Here is a 21,181-nt window from a genome sequence, read left to right as displayed (position 1 = left end):
TTACTAATTGCCTGAATGGGCTGCTTTCAACGCATCGAGATTTTTAGAAATAGCATCCTTAGCGGTCGTCTTTCCAGTCCATACATCCCCTAGAACCGACCCGAGCAAGGTGTTAAACTCCGTCGTATGATTCGTATAGAACCACGCTGCAGGCTTCACAGCAGGTGATTGCGCATAATCGACTACTGCAGATTTATATTCGTCATAAACAGGGAAGTTAGGATTTTCGACCCATTTACGGGTAAGGGTCTCATCCGTGTACCACTTCTCCAGTGTCGGCATCCAGATCCCCGAGCTAATGAGGCCCCAGTTATTTTCTTCTGAGTTGTACCATTTCAGCCATTCCATCGCTTCTTTTGGATGCTTAGTCTGGGAGAAGACGACATTGGCGCCACCCGTGTTGAGAGTAACCTTATCCTTCATGTAAGGCAATACTGCGACGCCATAGTTCAAGCCTTCATTCTTGGCCGTATTCAGACTAGTTCCCACGTTCCACGCACCGTTAGTAGCCATGGCAACAGTTCCCGCGATGATGGTTCGTTGAATGCCATCATCAGTCTGTCCGACAGACAACGGAGCAACATGATCCTTCAAGTAAAGATCTGCAACCTTCTGAATTCCCTCTATACTGGCGTCTTCTCCAATTCTCACCTCAGTCCCATCACCCGAATAGAACCCTCCACCATTACCAAGCGCCCAGGTCTCAAGCTGCCATGGTAAGTTTTCAACGGATGCGCCAAACTGTACGATACTCTGCTCATTAAAGCCACTCTCATCAGGATGTTTACCATTTTTATCAAGGGTCAGCTTCTTTGCTGTTGTTACAAATTCGTCCCATGTCCACGCTTGGTCTAAAGCGGCTGGGGGATAGGGTACATTGGCTTTGTCAAACATATCTTTGTTGTAATAGAGGAGTAAGATTTCATTGGCAGCCGCGTAGGCTACGGTTTTCCCTTGATATTTGTAGGCTAAGCTATCGAGTGGTTTGCTGTCGCTTCCTTCGTACATTGTATTTACATCATTCAGCATGCCTTGGGTAGACCACTGAACGACCCCATCTTCTCTGAGCATCCCTGTATCAGGCAATTGCTCTGCCGTAGCCATTGTATTCAGCTTAGTCATGTAGTTTTCCCAAGGAATTGCTTGTACTTCTACTTCAATTCTGTCTTGAGAAGCATTAAACTTATCCGCCACTCCCTGGGTTACATTTCCTTCTTCCGCACTTCCCCACATCGAATAGATAATCTTGACCTTCTCCTCAGGCTTGGAGGTTGCGTTCTCAGATGCTTTGGGTGCATCAGATGCCTTGGTTGCTGTGTTTGTCTCGTCTTTCGCGCAGCCAATGACACTTAACGCTAGTGCAGTTGAAAGAATACCTACCCCGAATGCTTTACCTACTTTCATTTCCCTCTCCCCCTTCATAATTACATAGATATGTCTAACCGTTTGACCCCTTAAGTTATTGAGTTAAACGTTTAGTACCAACTTTTTTAATAATTTCAACCTTTGCTTGGAATCCGCAATTTCGGCCAGCAGATACGACTTTTAATATCGTAAATATTTTCAAAAAGTGGTATAGAGTCTTCATGAACTTGGGATGTTTTAATGAAGTAAGCGCTTTATTATTATTGTGTCATGATTTTCTATTAGGGAAAATAGCATTTTTCAACCTGATTTTTAAAAATTCCAACCTTTAAAGAATCATCTTTTTCATAAAAACGGCAGAATCAGCTGATCCAAAATATTCACTTGCAGTAACGACAATAAGCAGAGCCGCCCTCCTACCCCAATGGTAGAAGCACTGCTCTGCCTATTTAGCATTTATACACATACACTGCTGTATGCAGCAACGCCGTTTTTCTCTTCTCGAAACATAACTGCGTGAGATCTCCAGCTCCTTAGCAAATTCCCGCTATGTTATCGAATTTCTTGAGGTTGTGGCCACGAACCGAGGTCAAGAATGAAGGCGTCTCTTATTCGTTCCCCATCGTGCTGATGTCGATGACAAACCGGTAACGGACATCTGAAGCCAGCACACGCTCCCAAGCTTCATCAATCCGGTCAGCAGAAATGACCTCGATTTCAGAAGCAATATTATGTTCAGCGCAGAAATTAAGCATTTCCTGCGTTTCACGGATTCCGCCAATCATCGATCCGGCAAACGAACGGCGGTGGCCGATCAGCGAGAATACGTTAACTGCCAATGGATCAGCGGGCGCACCAACATTGACTAATGTACCATCCAATGCCAGAAGTGAAAGATAGGCATCAATATTAATTTGTGCGCTTACTGTATTCACAATAAGATCGAATGAACCGGCAAGCTGCTTAAATGTCTCCGGATCGCTGGTCGCATAATAATGATCCGCTCCTAATTGCAATCCGTCTTCCTTCTTCTTCAGTGACTGTGATAACACAGTAACCTCAGCTCCCATGGCATGAGCAATCTTCACAGCCATGTGTCCAAGCCCGCCAAGACCCACTACAGCTACTTTTTTGCCGGGAGCGGCTCCCCAATGGCGCAGCGGTGAATAGGTGGTGATTCCTGCACACAAAAGCGGTGCAGCCGCGTCAAGCGGAATAGCATCAGGAATCCGGACTACGAAGTCTTCTGTTACAACGATGTGCGTGGAATACCCGCCCTGTGTATAGTGACCGTGCCGGTCGATAGCTCCATAGGTGCCCGTATTTCCACTCAGGCAATACTGCTCCTCACCTTTTTGGCAATTACTGCACTCTCCACAGGAGTCAACCATACAACCAACCCCTACACGATCGCCGACTGCGTACTTTGTAACTTCGGAACCGACCTGGCTGACAATACCGGCGATCTCATGCCCTGGAACAAGTGGATACTTAACCGGTCCCCACTCCCCGCGGGCTGTATGAATATCCGAGTGGCAAATGCCAGCGTATTTAATCTCAATAAGAACATCGTGCGGCTGCAGATTCCGGCGTTCGATTGTAGTTAGCTTGAACGGGCCTTCCTGACTGAATGTAGCACGTGCATTTACTTTTATCATAGTGAAACCTCTCTTCTAGTTAATATAAAAAACTGTAACGCCGACTTTACAAAACCTATGTTATTACTTAAAGTTAACTCTAAGTCAAGCATAAAATATAATTAAAACTGGAGATAGATGATGAAGACATACTCCATAAGTGAAGTTGCAGAATATTTTAATATGACATCACATACCCTGCGTTACTATGACAAGGAAGGGCTTTTGCCTTTTATAGAAAGAACCCCCAGCGGGAAACGCGTTTTCAAAGAAACGGATATGGATGCTTTAAAAGTAATTGAATGTTTGAAGTCATCCGGGATGCCGATTAAGGAAATAAAACATTTCATTGAGTGGTGCTCTGAAGGGGACTCCACCTTGCAGCAGAGATATGACATGTTCTTGGAACGGAAAGCTTCTGTAGAAGCACAGATGGAAGAATTGAAAAAAACGATGGAAGTCATAGACCATAAATGCTTCTACTACAAGACCGCCTTGGATAGCGGCACGGAAGATGTTCATAAAAAAAATAACATTAAGAGTGCATTTACTCATTAAAAATGGACCTTCAAATTACAGTAAAGGCGGGGCAGATTGGTCTGCCCCGCCTTTCTTAATTTGGACGCTTTTTTGCCAGCAGCTTCTCCGTAAAATTCACATCAAAAAAATGAATAATGGGTCCCAAACCAAGTGCGGACACTAGAGTTCCTAAGCCTATAACGCCTCCTGCCAGGAAGCAAATCAAAGCACAAAGAGCATCCGTAAACATCCGGTGCCAAAAATAAGATATTTTCGGGACGTTATCCCTCATAATCAGGGACAGGCTGTCGTAAGGAGCGACTCCCACAGCCGATGTCTGATACAGGGATACCCCAAAACTGCATACCACCACACCAATCGCTACGACCACCACCCGCTGCCATAACAGCTGAGGTTCGCCCAACAGAGATAGCCAAGTACTATGAAAGAACGTAGCGATATACCCCAAAAAGATTGCGTTTACAAAAGTCCCTGCTCCAATATACCTTCGTCCGGTGATGAATTCGATTACAAACAATACCAGGTTCAGCAAGATCAGAAAATTTGCATATGTTATACCCACGCACTCTGCAAGAGCCATTACCATGCCGCTAAAGGGATCATTCCCCATGCCGGACAGCTTAAAAATACTAATTCCCATGCCCAGAAATACATTGCCGATAACCATAATAATCAATCTTTTTTTATCCACGTTATAAAGATAACCCTTCATATTGCCCATCCTATTTTTCATATTAAAATTGCACCTTACAACAACCACGTCATTATATCATATATTCTATTGTTTGACGGTTATCTTTATTGATAGTATTCAATGATTTGGAAAAGCAGATCGCTCAGGACTATATTGTTTTGATGGGAACTGAAAAAAACAAAAGCAACCCGTCCGCAGATAAGTCGCCTTTGTAAAACTTTAGTGTTAACAGATCTAACTTATGACTTTAAGCTCAGCGCTTAGCCTTTTAAAAATGATGATAAAGCTTCATAAGAGTATATTTCATTCCACCGGGTTCTATAAGTTAATTTCAGACTTCTCTACTTCATGCCATTGAAAAAGCATTAACACAGGAGGAATATAAATTGGCTGGCCCCAGCAATAAATCAAATCAGGTGTCAAATTCGCAAGCCATAGCTCCCCATTCTCATCTAGTTGCATTCTCCACTTTCCGCTGGCAACAACTTTTTCCTGCTCCATAAGGAAACGAGCCTCATCATATGAAACTTCAATTCCTTTATTGCGCTCTATGAAATCAAGGGCAGCTTGGTAATTACGTTCTTGCTCTTCTTCTTTTTCTGCAGTAAAAGCTGAATCGTATACCTCTGAGAAATCTAAGCCCTTAAGGTCATGGAGTTCCACTAGTTGTTTAAATGCGTCCGTTACAAAAAATTGAACGATAGCTGTTTCCTTTATTTTGAACAGTCTATAATCAACACTATCAATTACATTTGTGGTGTTAAGCAAAAACAACATCAAATCAGGATGAGCCAAGGGAAGTGTTTCGTCTTCTTCCGCAACAATTAGCTATCCAGGTAAATATCTCGAAAAATCATTGTACTTCCCCTTATTCTTGGTGTGCATGATTCTGGGTTCTCCTCCTTTTTTTGCTCTGTATGATTGTACTGACAATAAGGTACCAAAAAATCTCCAATCAAAGAGAAAATCACGCCATTGATTCCATCGGCTGGTTCGCCAATTATTGATATTATCCCAACACTACCCAAGCAATCTGTCACTTCTCATTATTTTATTTGTGTTCAAAACTCCCCGTTCTTTGCCAATGATAAGAGTAGAAGAGTCTCCATTGCCAGCCAGCTAGAGGCCGACTCTATCCACCCCTTCAGCAAATGGTTCAAACAAATGTCTGGCTATCCGCCAGGCAAGTTTCGCAGCCGCAGCAGGATGATTTAATATAGAAAACGGCGCTGCATCAGTGCAGCGCCGCTGTACCATTTTCAAGTTTGATCACAGCATCCAACCAACCTCCCTGTAGGCCCTCCAAAGCGCCTGAAAAGATTGCGACTGTGCCAGGTGTCATTTCGTACAACGTGTCTAGCAGCAGGAAACAAATCTCGATATCCATGCCATAGAGAGGCTCATCCAGCAGCAGAAACCATGGATCAGCAAGCATCGCCTGAGCAATCATAAGCCGTTGCTTGTTGCCGCCTGACAACCGCTGAATGGGCGTCTTCCACTCGGCAGTAAGCCCGAGCCGTTCACATAGCTCACGAGATCGTTCTTCAATGGTCGCCCGTGGCATCAGCTTCATCTCACCCACATAACGCAAGTATGCCTCGACATTCATATTGTCATAGTACGCTGCCTGCTGTGGCTTGTAGCCCAGATAAGGCTTGAAAGCATTGCCTGACAACGTCACGCCATGAAGCTGATAGGTAATCAGGCCGCGTACAGGCTGGTATAGACCAGCTATCGCTTTGAGCAATGCTGTTTTTCCACTGCCATTGGCGCCCTCCAGACCATACCAGCCTGGCGGCAATGCCAAATTCACATCCCCTAGCAGCAGGTGACCATTATCTGCAAGAAGTTCAACCGCGGTAAGTTTTAGTTCAGCTCCTCGCACCACTCTTCCCTCCTATCCATATTGCTTGTAATAATGCCGATGGCGCAGCAAAATACTTGTTATAACACCAAGCGCTATTGCCAGACTAACAGCAACAAGCTTGCTTGCAAGCCAGTGTTCGGACCCGTATTCGCTGAACAATTGAAATACGCCAAGCCTCTCGCCAGCGGAAAACTGGATGACGCCCACTGCGAGGACAACCGCGGTACCAGGCCATGTCCCGAAACGAAGCATTGCAGCCAGCGCTGCAAAAGCGCTCAGGCAGATCGGCAGTAATAGATCTGTGATCAGTAAAGTAGTGTTAGATCCGAATTCACCGCTGGTACCCGTCATAACGAGTATTCCATAAAACAACAGCGCTAGAAGGAGGTCATATAGCAGTATGGTTCCTATTCTGGCTACCATAAGCTGTACGGGTGTAACAGGAAAGGTCGCCTCAAGCTCACTCATTGGCGTATGCATGGATCGGAGTGAATAGGCCACACTGGCTACAGGAAGCAACAGAATCGTAAATAAAAATACATCCGGCTTGGCAGAGCTACTGAACCATTCACTTGCTACCAGCCCCTCAACGACTGCTCCTATGCCAATCATAAGCGCTGATGTAAGCCAAAACAGCCAATGCATCGTCCTTACCTGAGCTGCCATGCGTTGCATAAGCCTTACTGGTAAAGATATAGCGACTGTTGCTTGCCGCCCAGGCCTGTCATGTCTTGCCACTCGCTTGGAAGAGGGTACAGCAACCGCCCACTCAGGCTGTGTGGCATATGTGGCGGCAAGCGCCAGCAGAGATTCCGTCTGCTGGCCGCTGGGACCATCGACGGTATAGCGATCCAGTTGGCTAAATACGGCTCCGATCTGGTCATGCTCCCATCGATCCGCTGCTGCTTCACCCTTTTCCTCTAGTTGCCGCTGCTCTTGCAATTCCCTGTGCAGTTGACTGTCGCGACTAGCCTTATCGGCGCTACCGGCTCCGGATATGTAACTCATCCTGATCCTCTCCTTTCTGCAATGTATGGGCCAGTCGCCTGAACGCCCGATACAGCTTGGACTTGACCGTTCCAAGCGGCAGTTCCAGCAACTCGGCTATTTCATCCAGCTTGAGCTCCTCATAAAAACGCAAAATAACAATTTGCCGCTCCTCCTCAGGCAAAGCGCCAAGGGCAGCAATGACTGCTTCACGCTCATATTGCTTGTCTAAAAAAGACGCTACCGTATCCTTACCGCCATCTGCCGCATCATACACTCCGGTATCCTTAGCCGCTACTTCATAACGATAAGCTCCGGACTTCCATACATCACGGCACAGGTTCGTCGCAATTCGATAAATCCATGGTCGAAACCGTTCAGGCAACCGACCAGCTTGCAAAGCCGTGAATACTCTGACAAAACACTCTTGCACCAAATCTTCTGCGAGCTGACGCTTGCTGGTCAGTCGGTATAAATACGCATAGATGGTCTGATGATACCGATAGACGAACAACTCCAGCACGGCTGTATTTCCTTGCTTGTATTGCTCGAGCAGTTGCTCATCCGTGACAACAGCCCTGCTGTTCACTTGACTCTCTCCTTTCTCGCTCAGCACTATTGCCTGCACACGAGCCAACCTCTGCCTTTCCCCAATAGAAGCATACAGCAGAAAAGCAGTATTCCAGCTGCTGCAAATAATGCGATAGCGTTATGCGATTTATCTGTGAACCGGCTCACCGGCCAGACGGCTTGAAATAAATAGTACCGATTGAGCGGCATACTGGACATAAAATACTCCAGCAGCCACACCGTTGCCCCCACTCCTAGCCCGACAGCCATATTGCGCCCTAGCAGACTGCCCAATGCCGCCAGACCGCCAAGGAACATATTCACACTGAGGCTATGTTTAATTATGTAAGCTAGTTGTGCCGTACTTAAAACGATCGCCCAGCGGTCAATTGCCCAGAGCAACGCTGCTTCATAGATAACTAGCAATAGCGCAGCGACCGCTCCTCGCTCGGCGAACACGAGTAATTGTGAATATGGATAGCTGAAATGATGGGCAAAAGTACCCTCACTGAAATCATCGGCGAACAAGGCAGCACTCAAGGCAATCGCAAGTAAAGGCAGCACAAATATAAAAGCCACTTTGACATGATAAAAACCAGGAGAGGGCATCATCATTGGCAGCATGAGGCAACCAGCTGCTATCAGCGCCGCAATAATAGCTATAGCTAGCAAGTAGCCGCCCCATAGGATGCGCCAAGCATATTTTGCACGGGACAAAAGAATGAGGGCAACCTTCATTGTCCTCCCTCCATTTTCCTTTGCAAATAGCCTCGCAGAAGCGCTTCCATTTGTTCATCAATGTCCTCGATTAGCTGCTCTGTGCCAATACTGTCATAGACAAGCTTGATGACATCGTAGACACTTTCAATACCGTACTGGCTGTATATGGTATTCATAAGGTCATAAACCTGATTCGGTGTACCGTTCAAAAAATAGCTGCTAACAGGTTCGAACAGTCGATCTGGCAGTTTGCCTCCGACCAGCTTGAGCTCGTTATAAGCCTGAAAAAAGTTATTCAGTGTATATTGGGCGTTTAAATTTAACATTCTCGCATTTCTAATCTCTCTACGTTTGGCACTGTAATCAAGCCAGTACTGCCCCGTTCTCAGTTGGATATTCCCATTTTTCCCTCGATCAATTTCCGCCCCAAAATAACTTGACACAGACACCTTAGACAAAAAGTGGACATCGCGAGCTTCCGGACCTCCAACTGATGCATCTACCATGCCAAGGGTTCTCATACTCACCATATTCAAACTATAATACGGATAATCGGCAAGTGCCATAGTAACCGTCTGGGGAAAACTCGTTGCAGCTTCTCCATCCAACTTTTTCAAAGTACGCGCCGCTTGGGCGTAATGCCTGGCTGCGAACTGTGCTGCTTCTTCGACAGAACGGGCAGGCAATTGACCAGATGCCAACAGACGCAACGTCTTGCCGTCTGCCGTCGCTTCTGCAAGTTGCAGATCGCCCCCAAATAATGTAAGTCCGCTTGCTTCATCCAGCTCCAGGCGCGTGATGGTCGCTCCCTTCTCTCCAGCCATCTTACTAGTAATGACAGAGGCGTTGGAGAACAGTTTCAAGCCACTTGGCCCTGTGATAGCAACTTCAAAGCCCGCCATAGGGCGCGGCAGTTGTGTGTCCAGAATATCTGTAGCGTGACGCCCCCATTCGTAGTGATCGGTAAGCAATTCCGATAGCCGGCTATTGCCGATAACAGGGTACCAGCCATAGAAAGCTGGCAGGAAAATCCTGTTATCGTCGACAACAGCGATCTGCTCCCATCTATCCCTGCTAGGAGCGACGGAATAATAATGCCGCCAATCATTTAGGGTACCTCTATATGTCATCTCGATCTCCATATGCTCCCCTGGCATAACATCCGTTGCAGGCTTGATCCAAAGTACATCTGTAGCCTCTTCCCACTCATAGGCAGTTGCAGCACCGTTCACCTTCAGTTCCTGTACATCAAAGATATGTCGCAGCATGATTGGGAATCGCTCTAGTGTTGCCGCTTGTCCATTGCTTGCTTGCATCGTCGCCTGTATTTCTAACCCATGCCGCGGCAGTAATTCCAAATTCAGCTTGTAGCTGTTAATGTGTAGATCCTGGAACTTCATTCCGACAAGCAGATCTTTAATATGCGATACCGAGAGCGGATTGCTGGTATTCCCGTTTGTGTTAAGGGTGATCCGAGACATTTCCTCAATATCCGCCTCCGAATATTTACCCGCTGCAATTCCAGCAACGAGCAGTTGCTCCAATTCACGCTGTTGCGTGATATCATTGGCTGAAGTAAGACGTTCGCGATAGAAACGTTCATTGGCATCCGCAATATCTGCCCGTTCCTGCAGGTATCCGTACATCGCACTACCTGCCCATAACAATGCTGCACCTAGAATCAGCATCGTGGGATAGACAAGCCATGCCTTGACCCGTTCCCGCCTGCGTCTACATACTACAAGTAGAACAGTCATGACCATTCCTGCTGCTAAAGCTGCAACGATGCCGCGATGCAGCCAAAATGCCGGATCATATATAAATCCCCACATACGTGAGTAAGACTTACCAATATATTTAACTAGTGAATAATCGAACCAAATCTGCGTATGAGGGGGTAATGAAAAAGATGGGCGATCGGTCTTAAAAAATTCCGGTAAAATAATTGCCAAGCTAAGCAACAGGACGAAGCTGATCAAGTAACTGTATCGCTTGCGGATAATGATACCTACTAAGTAGGCAATTACAGTTGCAAATAACATCGGGATGGCAAAGGAAGCCAATACAGCAGAGGTATACCATTCACGCATTCCCCATGAGATGCCATCATTTACGACCAACCATACATAAGCCCCCATTGGCACGAGCGCAGCTGCTAACGGAAGGGTTACAGCACAGAGCAAGCGTGCAGCCTCCATTTCCCATGTTCGATACGGAAAGGTAGCCATCATGGTTGCTGTCTTCCATTCTTCATCCCGCCGTGCTATCGCTGTTGCCAGCAAAGGCAAAATAATGAGGGCTACAAGGCAATACACCTCAGAAATATCCATCACGTATACTGCACGATCCAATTTGGCATCGGCGGTCTGAAACATCAAATACAGGATGCCGACCACAGTTGCCAGCATTAGATACAAGCCTGGGCCACGCAGCAGTAACTTGCACTCTGTTTTGTAATAGCGAATCAGGCTCATTGGCTATTCCCCGCTCTCATGACCGCGATATATCCGTCCTCAAGTCCTGCCTTTGCCTGGACTGCTCCAGGTAATGGGACAGAACTGGCAAGAACACGCGCCTCATAGCCGGCTCCTGAACGCTTTGCAGTCACAATGGCTGCAGTTTCTTTGAGCTCTGTAAGCTTCTCATCACCCACTTGGACCGTCCACACTTGTCCCTGCACACGCTGGAGCAATTGTTCTTGCGTACCGTGAAATACGATGCGCCCTCCGCTCATAATCGCCATACTCTTACAGTTATTATCAATATCGGCGACGACATGTGTAGACAGTAGCACAGTACGATCTTTACCCAGCTCAGTCAGCATATCACGAAATCGCATGCGTTCTTCGGGATCAAGCCCTGCCGTAGGCTCGTCCACAATAATGAACTGCGGATCACCTAGCAACGCCTGGGCAATACCGATGCGCTGCCGCATCCCGCCAGAATATTTGCCTATACGCACATGGCGCTTCTCCTCCAGATTAACTCGGCGCAGCATTTCGGCTACTGCTTTCCTCCGGGCTTTTCCATTTGTAATGCCCTTCATGGACGCGACATAATCGAGATATTCTGCGCCTGTCAACTTGCGATATACGCCAAACTCTTGTGGCAGGTAGCCAAGCAAGCCACGAATTTCACGTTCATCCCGCCCAAGCTTGCAATGTCCAATTTGTACATCCCCTGATGTTTTCGGTATTACTGTTGCCAATATTTGCATCAATGTTGATTTTCCCGCCCCATTGGGACCGAGTAAGCCGAACATACCCGTACCCAATGTCAGGTTAATTCCGTTCAGTACTTGTTTACTGCCATATTTTTTGCACAATTGCTGGATAACTACATGCATCATTACCTGCCTCCATTCGTACTTGGCCAACTACCGTGCGCACGAGTAGATTGTCGAACAGTATAACGACACTCCCTTCTAAAAGTTTAAAAAACAGGTATTTTTTTAAAATAATAGTATCCTTGCGCTGCCAATATGACATTTGTTCGATGTGTCTACTACGACAAAAAAACCTCCAACCCCGTATATGCGGCTTCGGAAGTTATTCATTAACCTGCATTTCGCAGTTACTCTAAGTACAGAATCCCAAAATCACAGCTTCTATGAAATTCTGGTTTGTTCGAATGAACTTTGCTCCATGTTCCAAAGTGCGGATAAACCGTTTCATCGCCGCACTTGTAAAAGTTTCCTCTTATCCTTTTTCCCGGTACTGCCCGAAAATCCGAAAAATAAGATTGTACCCATGCCCATGAGATCGAAAAGCTTAATTCCCAATACGCTTCCCCTTTATCATTAATCTGATCCGTGGTGGATAGGACTTGGAAAAGTGCTGGATTGATAGTGATTGGGAAGCGATCATACCGATCCGCTCCTATCTGCAAGAGAATTGCGTCATTCGCATTAAATTCGAAATTCATATAGCGCTGGTCCGAATCCGGAGTAGGCTGAAAAAAGAACTCAATGCAGCTATCCTTATACACAGGATCATTCATGTTTCTATATGTTCGTATTGGATTCTGTTCGTAAACCTTAAACTGAAGCTTCAGATCCTCCTGACTGTAATTTAATCTTGCTGTAACGACCGGGTTATATCCTTTAAGCCATTGATACTGTTTAATGATCTGGAAATCTTCTGTAACTGAAGCATCCGTCTGATTTATCAGTCGGGAAATCACTAAGGTTTCTAATTTTCTTTCCATGGTTCATTCCCTTCGGTTGGAAATCCTACTAGGCTAACACAGCAAAACAACCCTATTAATTAACTTGATTATTTAGACCCGCGACTTACCGGTCTTCCAATACGCAGTCTCGATCCCCGAAATTTCGCACGGCCGTCTGCCGTTACCTGTATTAGCGGATGATGGAACTGCACACTCTATATCCCCTCGGGCGCATCCCCCACTTCCCGATCGATGGTCAGATCCCCCCGTATCCGTTCTCCTGCAATGCGGCGAAATAGGTGTCGAAATCTACCTTCACCTCGCCGAATGGAACCTCCCGTAATATGGCTCCGGAGCTTACTAGCCCTGCAATCCGTTGATGATCCAGCGGGTGGTACCCGACGGCACCGTATACATCCCCCAGTTCGACTGACTGATGTCGGCTGCCGTACTTTGCATGGGTGTGGACAATTTATTCCTCAGCAGGTGTACACCATGCACCGGTTCATCCCCTGTTACCATCACCATGTTGTTCAACCCTTATTTCGCGCAAGGTAACGTAATTCCTTCATGGATCGCCCGGTCGGCTAAGAGAGCGATCTCCATCGCCCGGCAGGCTTCCTCCATTGCCGGTATAGGGGGCAAGTTGTTCTCCAGCATGGACAGGAAATAGTCCAGCTGGGCACCCGTAGGCTTTACGGAGAAGTCCATATTGATCTGCCGGACCGCTCCTTTCTGGTAGTCTTCGACCTCGATCAGATTCCCCAGATGCTGATCCTCTCGCGGTCGTTCGTTCTTGTATATGATGCGAATCCGGCCTGCCGGTCCGATAAATTCCTTCCGGTTATCAGTCGGAAGCCCCTTGCCCCACCCTGTCTCAAAGTAGCCGATGGAGCCGTCCGACAGACGGAGGGTCATGAGTCCGTAATTGTAAGTATACGGCGGGACATCTTCGTAGAGACGCTGCCCGATCCCATTGACGCTTACTACGTCCGCCCCTGTAGCCCAACGCATCACATCGATATAATGGACGCCGCAATCCACGATCGGCGAGACGTCCCGGAGCAGGGATAAGTGGGAAGCCCAATTTTTGGAGGGCTTCAATTGGGATAGCCGGATGACCAAAGGGAAGCCGATGGCGCCCTCCCGGATCATCTTCATAACCGCCTGGTACGTAGTGTTATGGCGAAGGATGTGACCGATCAGCACCTTGGTTTTAGCTCCACGGGCCAGCTTCATGAATTCCTGTGTTTCCCGTGCATTGCCCGCCATCGGCTTCTCGCATAGGATATGTTTCCCTGCAGCGAGACAATCTTTTGCGATCCCCAGATGGGAGGACGGGTACGTGGCGATAATGACCAGATCCACATCATCACGCTCTATCAAGACCCGGTAATCCGTGCTCCAACACTCAGCTCCGTATTGGCTTGCCACTAAGGAGGCCCTGTCCCGGTTCCAATCCGCCACGCCGATCAACCGAACCCGCACCTGTCGTGATATCGCGTCCAAGTGGAGAGAGCCCATATAACCGCAGCCTATCACGACCGCCCCGTACCTTTTCATGATGCATCCATCCTATCCTTCTCACTCGCGGAGGTTATTTTATGTTGATCCAAGCTCCTTGTTGGGAGAAACCGAAGTCTCCTTACAACGTCTAGTCTTCTTGGGCATTGATGATTTACCATTCTTCATGCATATACTTCTCTTACATTTGTACAATACCGGACTACTACAGAATAACCTGCATCTTGTTATGATACCTTGTCACCTTTATTATATAAGAATGATGGATATTTTTATTTAGCAAAGAAAGTTACTTTTTGCACGATTCCGTTATTCCTTCTAATTCTATGTAGGGGAGGGGCTCGGTTCATAGGTTCTTTCTTCTATCGCTTGCCGCAAGGTCTGCCATTTTTGTACGATGTATGCGAAACTTCAACCCTATAGATTGCCAATGCTGGGCGCACATAAAAAAGCAACTCCCTTTTTGCAAGTCGCTTTTAAAACACTCTATAGTGAATCTTAAGTTATTATCTAATATCCTCACCGCTTCGCCTTATAAAACTCATGATACAGCTTCAGAGCCAAGGATATCGATAAGTGTAATTTCATTACCTTCCTTGTCTGTCCCAATCGGATCGTGCAGAGATACGTCTTTACGTGTTTTCTTGAGCGAACGCAGGTGCAACAGGATTTCGTTTTCAATACAACGTGCTGCAAATGTGGCTAGTTTGGTTCCTTTGTTCGGACGATAGCTCTCGATGGCTTTAATCAAGCCAATGGTTCCATGGAGATTAAGTCCTCCATGTCTTCTCCGGCATTATCGAATTTTTGAGGTTGTGGACACGATACGATGTCAAAATCCACTTTCTTGATAGAAAAGCGTTGATAGAAGTATGAAGGTTTTACCGGATGGATGGCTCTTTTTTTGTTATTCATTGTCCTTTTTTTTAATAGTCACTTCGTTTTCTTAAATTTTCACTTGATATCAACAACTTAACAGTTGAAAGACATGATATTTAACATAGTTTGAGCATGTTTACAGTCACATCCGGGAAAGAATTAGCTGTGTTACGATATATCTTATTACTCTAGAGGAGTATTAATAATGTCAACAACTTGCAAAAGAGGTGTGTAATTGAAACTTCCAACAATCCAATTCGGACATATTAAATCGAGAGTTCCTGTTATTCAAGGTGGAATGGGTGTAGGCATATCCTTAAGTGGACTAGCCGCTGCTGTAGCCAATGCAGGCGGGATCGGCACCATCTCTGGTACAGGGATTACTCCTGATGAGCTGAGAATGCATATTCGCAAAACAAGAGAACTCTCTAAAGGGAATGGCTACATCGGTGTGAATGTACTATTCGCAGTGAAGGACTTTGCCGAAAAAATGAAGATTGCTTTGGAGGAAAAGGTTGACTTTATTATTTCCGGAGCCGGAATCTCTAGAGATATTTATGCTTGGGGTAAAGAATATGGTACTCCTGTCGTAACTATTGTTTCATCCGCCAAATTAGCCCGAATTTCCGAAAGACTTGGTGCCTCCGCAGTCGTTGTAGAAGGGTTCGAAGCTGGAGGCCATTTAGGTACAGACAGATCCATGTTTGATATCCTTCCTGAAGTCTTAGAGGCCGTTTCGATTCCTGTTATTGCTGCGGGTGGAATTCTAACAGGGGATGATATCGCAAAAGCCCTTCGGATCGGCGCATCTGGTGTTCAAATGGGTACCCGTTTTGTGGCTAGCCTTGAGTGTGATGCTCCCTTAGCCTTCAAGCAAAAGTATGTAGATGCTCAGCAAGGAGATACTGTCCTAATCAAGTCTACTGTGGGTCTAGAAGGTAGAGCGATTCGGAATGAATTTACGGACCGGATCAGTGATGATGCCAAATTAAAGATAGTCAAATGCTATAATTGTCTAAAGGTTTGTTCACATCGCTTCTGTACAATGGAATCCCTGCTCACTTCCCTTAGAGGAGATGTTAAGAACGGATTGGTTTTTGCTGGGTCCAGAGTTCATGAGATTAAAGAGATTTTGTCCGTACAGCAGATTATCGACAATTTAATGGATGAGTATCAAGGGGCATTGAACCCGACAACTTAAGGTTGTTATAAGATTCAAAAGCACGATTAACCACTTAAGCAAGCTTGGGATTTCCGAGCATAAGTGGTTTTTTTATTTCGCTTGATACTCAAATTTAGTTATATTTAATAAGCTTTTGTGTTGTATTAACCAAAGATTTCCGTACCTTTCTTTTTAATTGCAACAACAGCTAAATATCTTCACAGCCAAAATGCAATAAGCCCAATCGTAAAAGATGACTGGATATATGTACTCTTCAGAGCACCACTTAACAATTTTCCCTCTCCCTTTCTCATGTATTTTTATGAGTTGGTTTACTACAAAAATTCGCTGAACTATATCTTCTCTAAATAATTCTAATATGGTCCTTGAAGCTTTCTATGTATGCCGGTTAACGGATACTACCTTGTGATTATGAGTTTACCGCTTAGCCTTATAAAACTCATGATAAAGCTTCATGAGCGCCCTCTTCTCTATCCTCGAAACATAACTCCGCGAGATCCCCAACTCCTTAGCAATCTCCCGCTGTGTCCTCTCTTCTCCACCTGTATCCAGCCCAAACCTACCCACCACAACTTCTTTCTCCCGGTCATCCAGAATATCTAGGTTGCGATATATCTTACTCTTCTCGATCTTCAGATCGACTTCTTTAATGACATCATCAGCTTCGGAGCCAAGAATATCGATAAGTGTAATTTCATTACCTTCTTTGTCCGTCCCAATTGGATCATGCAGAGATACATCTTTACGTGTTTTCTTGAGCGAACACAGGTGCATCAGGATTTCGTTTTCAATACAACGTGCTGCAAATGTGGCTAGCTTTGTTCCTTTGTTTGGACGATAGCTCTCAATAGCTTTAATCAGACTGATGGTGCCGATGGAGATCAAATCCTCCTTGAGGTTATGGGCACGATGTGATGTCAAAAAATAAACCAATTACGATCGATTCTGATTCGAATTGGTTTCCTTTGGCATATTATATTTAATTTGTAGTTTCCCATTGATTTCTTGTGTACATCCTGGTAATCCATTTAAATAACACTTTACTTGATCAATCAACTCTAAGTAAGATATCAGATTATTCATACTTGTTAAATTGCGTCTAATAATATCCTCGGTTTCAATATGATAGCCACCGTTTTTCACACGTAGAGCAATACATTCAATATTTAGCCGAACATCTGCTAGTTCCACATAAAACACAATAATTTCAAAGCCTTGTTCCTTTGCATCCTCATCTACCTTATAACGTTACCACCCGCTAAAGTGGTTTCCACAATGAAATCCCACTTATTCCAGATACACTACCTGGCTATTCTTATGGCTTCTTTCCCAGCAGATACTTTACTCTTTTCAGGATGCCCATTAGTGATCTTGCGGCTATGCATCTGGAATCATCAGTGATTCTGCTTTATGCCATGCTCCGATATAGAATCTTCCACTTTCATGAAATGAAAAAAATAATATTCTCCGTTAATTTTTAGCTGTTCCTTTTCTTTTTGATTTCGTCAAATACACATAGAGATAAGTGAAATTCAAGGTTTTTGGTGATGCAGCCGGATGATGATACTCAATATCCTATAGACACTCCAAAACCTATCATAAATTGTAATCTATTTAACACAATAGTTTACATATACGTTACACATAATAATTAAAAGAGCCGTTTTTTCCTTTTCACAAACTCAAAATATATTAAATTTATAATATTCATTGACTGAAACAAATACTAGTGTTATATTTCCTAACATTAAATAATAAAATACATACAGGAAAAGGAGATTACGCACATGAATAAGTTCAAACGTCTACGTGAAACTAAAAGAGAGCATTCTGGTTCCACCCGATCTGAATATTCACCAGCAAAAAAAAATTGGAGTAAAAAGCAATTTATAGCTACTTCAATTGTGTTATCTGTTATTGCTACGAGTGTAATTCCGTTCCAAACAGCTGACGCTTTAACTAGAGTTACTTCAGAAAGTGGCACAGTATGGGAGATTCACGATGTTTTTGCTCCTAGCTTAGACACAGGAAGTTTACGTACAGTTGGTGCTACACAAGTACAAGGTTTCGGCAATATCTTTGTTAAAGTGTCCTCGCCTTCAGCTCCGCTGATGAATGGTCAAATGATGCGTGGGTTTGACTTGAAATATGACGGCGTTAATAAGTTTACTTCGGCTCAATCTGTAAATCTAGGAAATGTAACAGTAACACGTGAGGTGTATGTGGATACTATTCATAATCGAACGAGATTCTTTGATACTTTCACTAATAAAAATGATGTGGCAATAAAAGTTGATGTATCATTCGGTGGCTCTTTAGGATATGGTACAACAACAAATGCTTCAGTAGTTAAGGCAACCTATTCAGGCGATCTAAAGGTAACTACAGATGATTCATGGATTGTTGTAGATAGTAGCGCCAAAAACAATAAGCCGCTAGGCGTTGCAGTGGGATCTCCAAAGCCGTTTGATAATGGATTAACCGGTCTAGGTAATCAGCAACAGGATCCCTTCACAATACCCTTAGCTGAGTATGGAAATGAAGCGAATTTCTATGGGTTCATTAATTCACTAAATATTGGGCCGGGCGAATCGAAATCCCTAGTAAATTATGTACAAGTTGGAGAAGCTGGTGAAGAAGGGTTGAAAAATCTGGTTGCTATGCTAGATGGACTTAATAGTCTGCTGGATGTAACAGGATTAACAAACGCACAAATTCGGTCAATTAGCAACTGGGATATATCTGCTATAGAGGGACTTGATACTGGAGATCATCTGGTTATACCAAATGCTCCTGCGCCTAAAGAATTAGTAACTTCATCGCCGTATGATGTTAAGAATAAATCAATTGCAGAAATGCAACAGGATATGATTACTGGCAAAACTACCTCTGTACAAATTACTCAAGCCTATTTAGATAGAATCAAGGTATACGATGAGGGACAATTGGGATTCCATGCATTCCTGCATGTATCTGAAACTGCGCTTAACCAAGCAAAAGCTGCTGACGATGCCCGTGCACAAGGTGTAAAAGGTGATTTATTGGGTATTCCAATTGCGATAAAAGATATTTATGATACAAAGGATATGCCTACTACCGGTGGCAGTAAAGCTCTTGAAGGCTGGCAGCCTGATTCTGATGCATTCCAAGTGAAAAAACTGCGGGAAGCTGGAGCTGTAATTATTGGTAAAGTAAATACTTCTGAGTTTGCTAACAGCGGAAGTTTTAGTGAAAGCGGCTGGCAGCAAACATGGAATGCACTCTATCCATCGAAAACATCTTTTGGCTCAAGCGGCGGGTCTGCAGTATCTGTTGCAGCTGATTTTGCAGCAGCAGCAATGGGATCGCAAACAGGGGTATCTCTCTATGCACCAACTACAGGCGCTAGCTTAAAAAGCTTCCGGGGTACAGACGGTATGGCAAGTACTACAGGTGTACTGCCACTCACTTGGGGACAAGATTATGCAGGTCCCATTGCTAAAACAGTAACTGACCTAGCTATTATATTGAATGCTACAACGGGTACGGACCCACAGGATATTTTCACAGTCACTGCTGATGCAGATCATAAGCGTCCAGTGGATTGGAAGGAATCTCTGGATGTTAATGCATTGAAAGGAAAGAAAATTGGATACATTCCTGCATCCTTTGTATCTGCATATGCTGATGATGATACTGGACAGGCAGTGATGGATAAGTTCTCAGAGCTTCAAGCAGCGGGTGCGACTATGGTTGAAATGTCAGCTGTACCATCAGGCCCTAGTCGTCCTTCAGGTATTAATGGATCTACTGAAGGTTGGGCACGTTATATTGAGTTGCATAAGGACTTCCCTTATATTGATGGAGCAAGTGTACTAGCTTCAGATAAAGTGCTTATCTATAATCAAAGAGGATATAGTACCCCAACTCGTATGACTGAACAGGCTGTACAAGATTACATTAAGTATAGAACTGACTATAAGGATGTTATTAAAAGCTGGATGGACGCGAATGGCGTTGATGCTGTTGTTTATGCAGGTTTTATTAGTGACGTATATAACAATGACGCAGCAGCTTCTCAATTAAGTTCAGACCGTAACACAGGCGTATTAACCTCTACTATGGGTCTACCTACGGTAGTTGTTCCTGTAGGAACGAATGACAGCGGATATTCTATCTCTATGCAACTGGTTGGTAGAGCATGGGACGATGCAAAAGTTTTAGGCATGAGCTACGCTCTTGAGCAACAAAGTCAAGCTAGACTACTTACAACATTTGCTCCAGCACTTCAATACGTTTCAAACTCTACTAATCCTGATCCAAACACAGATAATGGACCACCCCATCCAAATACTGGAGGAGGTACGGTGACACCTCCAGCAATAACAACGCCTATAGAAACACCGTCACCTGCAGAAACAATAATACCAGCAGATAAACCGAAAGTTGTTAGTTTTGTAGATACAATGAATCATTGGGCAAAAACAAGCATTGACGCACTAATTGCTAAGGGATTATTGACGGGGTATTCCGATGGAACATTCCGCCCAAATTCAGGTTTGACTCGTGCCGAAGCAATTAAAGTAATTGCAACTTATATGGGACTTGAAGGACAAGAAAGTAACTTTATAGATGTATCTCCAACTCATTGGGCGAATAAGTTTATTGGTGCAGCTGCTAGATCAGGCTTGATGAACGGATATAGCGACGGAAGCTTCCGTCCAAATGAGAAGATTAGCCGTAGTGAATTAGCGGTACTAATCACTCGAGCTTTTAAGCTAACTGGTACTGGAAACACATCATTCAAAGATGTTACAAGAAATGCATGGTATTATGATTCCGTCGATGCACTCGCATCCAATAATATTATTACAGGATACGCAGACAGTACATTTAAGCCTGAAAAAGATATTACTAGAGCAGAGTTTGCAGCAATTGTTTCCAGATTACTAGAAACTACTAATTAAAAGAAATTCAATTAAAAACGACAGAGTACTCGAGTAACCACGTTTACAGGAAGGGCCATCCCGAAAGGGATGGCCTTATAACTTGCCGTTACAGATAGTGCG

The 21,181-nt window shown here is 44.7% G+C and carries 16 protein-coding genes and 2 pseudogenes; 3 read left to right on the top strand and 15 right to left on the bottom strand.

The genetic code is table 11. The features are described from left to right. Window positions 1–3: 3 nt before the first annotated feature. Complete coding sequence (locus tag MHB56_RS21365) at window positions 4–1,404, bottom strand: ABC transporter substrate-binding protein (protein WP_076185355.1); 1,401 nt, start codon at window positions 1,402–1,404, stop codon at window positions 4–6. A 569-nt stretch (window positions 1,405–1,973) separates the two neighbouring features. Continuing rightward, window positions 1,974–3,023 carry an NAD(P)-dependent alcohol dehydrogenase gene (locus tag MHB56_RS21360; RefSeq protein ID WP_076185356.1) on the bottom strand — a complete coding sequence of 350 codons (1,050 nt, stop codon included), beginning with the start codon at window positions 3,021–3,023 and terminating at the stop codon, window positions 1,974–1,976. A 120-nt stretch (window positions 3,024–3,143) separates the two neighbouring features. On the opposite strand from MHB56_RS21360, the gene MHB56_RS21355 reads away from it, so the two are divergent. Further along, window positions 3,144–3,560, top strand: coding sequence for a MerR family transcriptional regulator (locus MHB56_RS21355; RefSeq protein ID WP_076185357.1), 417 nt, complete (start codon window positions 3,144–3,146; stop codon window positions 3,558–3,560). 55 nt (window positions 3,561–3,615) lie between these two features. On the opposite strand, the gene MHB56_RS21350 is transcribed toward MHB56_RS21355, so the two are convergent. The 12 genes and pseudogenes from MHB56_RS21350 to MHB56_RS21295 all read right to left on the bottom strand — a co-directional run. Next, window positions 3,616–4,275, bottom strand: a complete 660-nt coding sequence (locus tag MHB56_RS21350; RefSeq protein ID WP_248547753.1) for a YczE/YyaS/YitT family protein — start codon at window positions 4,273–4,275, stop codon at window positions 3,616–3,618. Window positions 4,276–4,554: 279 nt separating this feature from the next. Then, a complete protein-coding gene (locus tag MHB56_RS21345) occupies window positions 4,555–5,031 on the bottom strand; it encodes a hypothetical protein (protein WP_076141168.1) in 477 nt (158 codons plus the stop codon). Window positions 5,032–5,470: 439 nt separating this feature from the next. Next, entirely contained in the window at window positions 5,471–6,121 is a 651-nt protein-coding gene (locus MHB56_RS21340; RefSeq protein WP_248547754.1) for an ATP-binding cassette domain-containing protein, read from the bottom strand. Between the two features lie 12 nt (window positions 6,122–6,133). Continuing rightward, on the bottom strand, window positions 6,134–7,111 hold the full coding sequence (locus tag MHB56_RS21335; protein WP_076137953.1) for a hypothetical protein: 978 nt from the start codon (window positions 7,109–7,111) through the stop codon (window positions 6,134–6,136). After that, window positions 7,086–7,679 carry an RNA polymerase sigma factor gene (locus MHB56_RS21330; RefSeq protein ID WP_076125358.1) on the bottom strand — a complete coding sequence of 198 codons (594 nt, stop codon included), beginning with the start codon at window positions 7,677–7,679 and terminating at the stop codon, window positions 7,086–7,088. The genes MHB56_RS21335 and MHB56_RS21330 overlap by 26 nt, the downstream gene beginning before the upstream one ends. 26 nt (window positions 7,680–7,705) lie before the next feature. Further along, the gene (locus tag MHB56_RS21325) at window positions 7,706–8,398 is read right to left on the bottom strand and encodes a hypothetical protein (protein WP_076302149.1); all 693 of its coding nucleotides are present in this window, start codon (window positions 8,396–8,398) and stop codon (window positions 7,706–7,708) included. Further along, a complete protein-coding gene (locus MHB56_RS21320) occupies window positions 8,395–10,854 on the bottom strand; it encodes a hypothetical protein (protein WP_341143972.1) in 2,460 nt (819 codons plus the stop codon). The genes MHB56_RS21325 and MHB56_RS21320 overlap by 4 nt, the downstream gene beginning before the upstream one ends. Beyond that, window positions 10,851–11,729, bottom strand: coding sequence for an ABC transporter ATP-binding protein (locus MHB56_RS21315; protein WP_341143971.1), 879 nt, complete (start codon window positions 11,727–11,729; stop codon window positions 10,851–10,853). The genes MHB56_RS21320 and MHB56_RS21315 overlap by 4 nt, the downstream gene beginning before the upstream one ends. Window positions 11,730–11,953: 224 nt before the next feature. Beyond that, on the bottom strand, window positions 11,954–12,586 hold the full coding sequence (locus MHB56_RS21310; protein WP_341143970.1) for a carbohydrate-binding family 9-like protein: 633 nt from the start codon (window positions 12,584–12,586) through the stop codon (window positions 11,954–11,956). A gap of 501 nt (window positions 12,587–13,087) precedes the next feature. After that, entirely contained in the window at window positions 13,088–14,035 is a 948-nt protein-coding gene (locus MHB56_RS29880) for a Gfo/Idh/MocA family protein (RefSeq protein ID WP_256715765.1), read from the bottom strand. Beyond that, window positions 13,959–14,117 carry a hypothetical protein gene (locus MHB56_RS21300; RefSeq protein ID WP_254848792.1) on the bottom strand — a complete coding sequence of 53 codons (159 nt, stop codon included), beginning with the start codon at window positions 14,115–14,117 and terminating at the stop codon, window positions 13,959–13,961. Before MHB56_RS21300 ends, MHB56_RS29880 begins: the two co-directional genes overlap by 77 nt. 504 nt (window positions 14,118–14,621) lie before the next feature. Then, window positions 14,622–14,881, bottom strand: a pseudogene (locus MHB56_RS21295) (sigma factor); the annotation flags it as partial. Window positions 14,882–15,185: 304 nt separating this feature from the next. Between MHB56_RS21295 and MHB56_RS21290 the strand changes: the two are divergent. Next, window positions 15,186–16,151, top strand: a complete 966-nt coding sequence (locus tag MHB56_RS21290) for an NAD(P)H-dependent flavin oxidoreductase (protein WP_036675848.1) — start codon at window positions 15,186–15,188, stop codon at window positions 16,149–16,151. A 399-nt stretch (window positions 16,152–16,550) separates the two neighbouring features. Here the strand turns inward: MHB56_RS21290 and sigK are convergent. After that, window positions 16,551–17,024: pseudogene (gene sigK / locus MHB56_RS21285) on the bottom strand (RNA polymerase sporulation sigma factor SigK); the annotation flags it as partial. A gap of 896 nt (window positions 17,025–17,920) precedes the next feature. Here sigK and MHB56_RS21280 point away from each other — a divergent pair. Beyond that, window positions 17,921–21,079 carry an amidase family protein gene (locus MHB56_RS21280; protein WP_341143969.1) on the top strand — a complete coding sequence of 1,053 codons (3,159 nt, stop codon included), beginning with the start codon at window positions 17,921–17,923 and terminating at the stop codon, window positions 21,077–21,079. Window positions 21,080–21,181 lie beyond the last annotated feature (102 nt).

It is taken from the genome of Paenibacillus sp. FSL H8-0315 (assembly GCF_038005365.1).
Taxonomy (GTDB): Bacteria; Bacillota; Bacilli; order Paenibacillales; family Paenibacillaceae; genus Paenibacillus_AQ; species Paenibacillus_AQ odorifer.
This window is presented reverse-complemented; position numbering and strand designations above follow the sequence as displayed.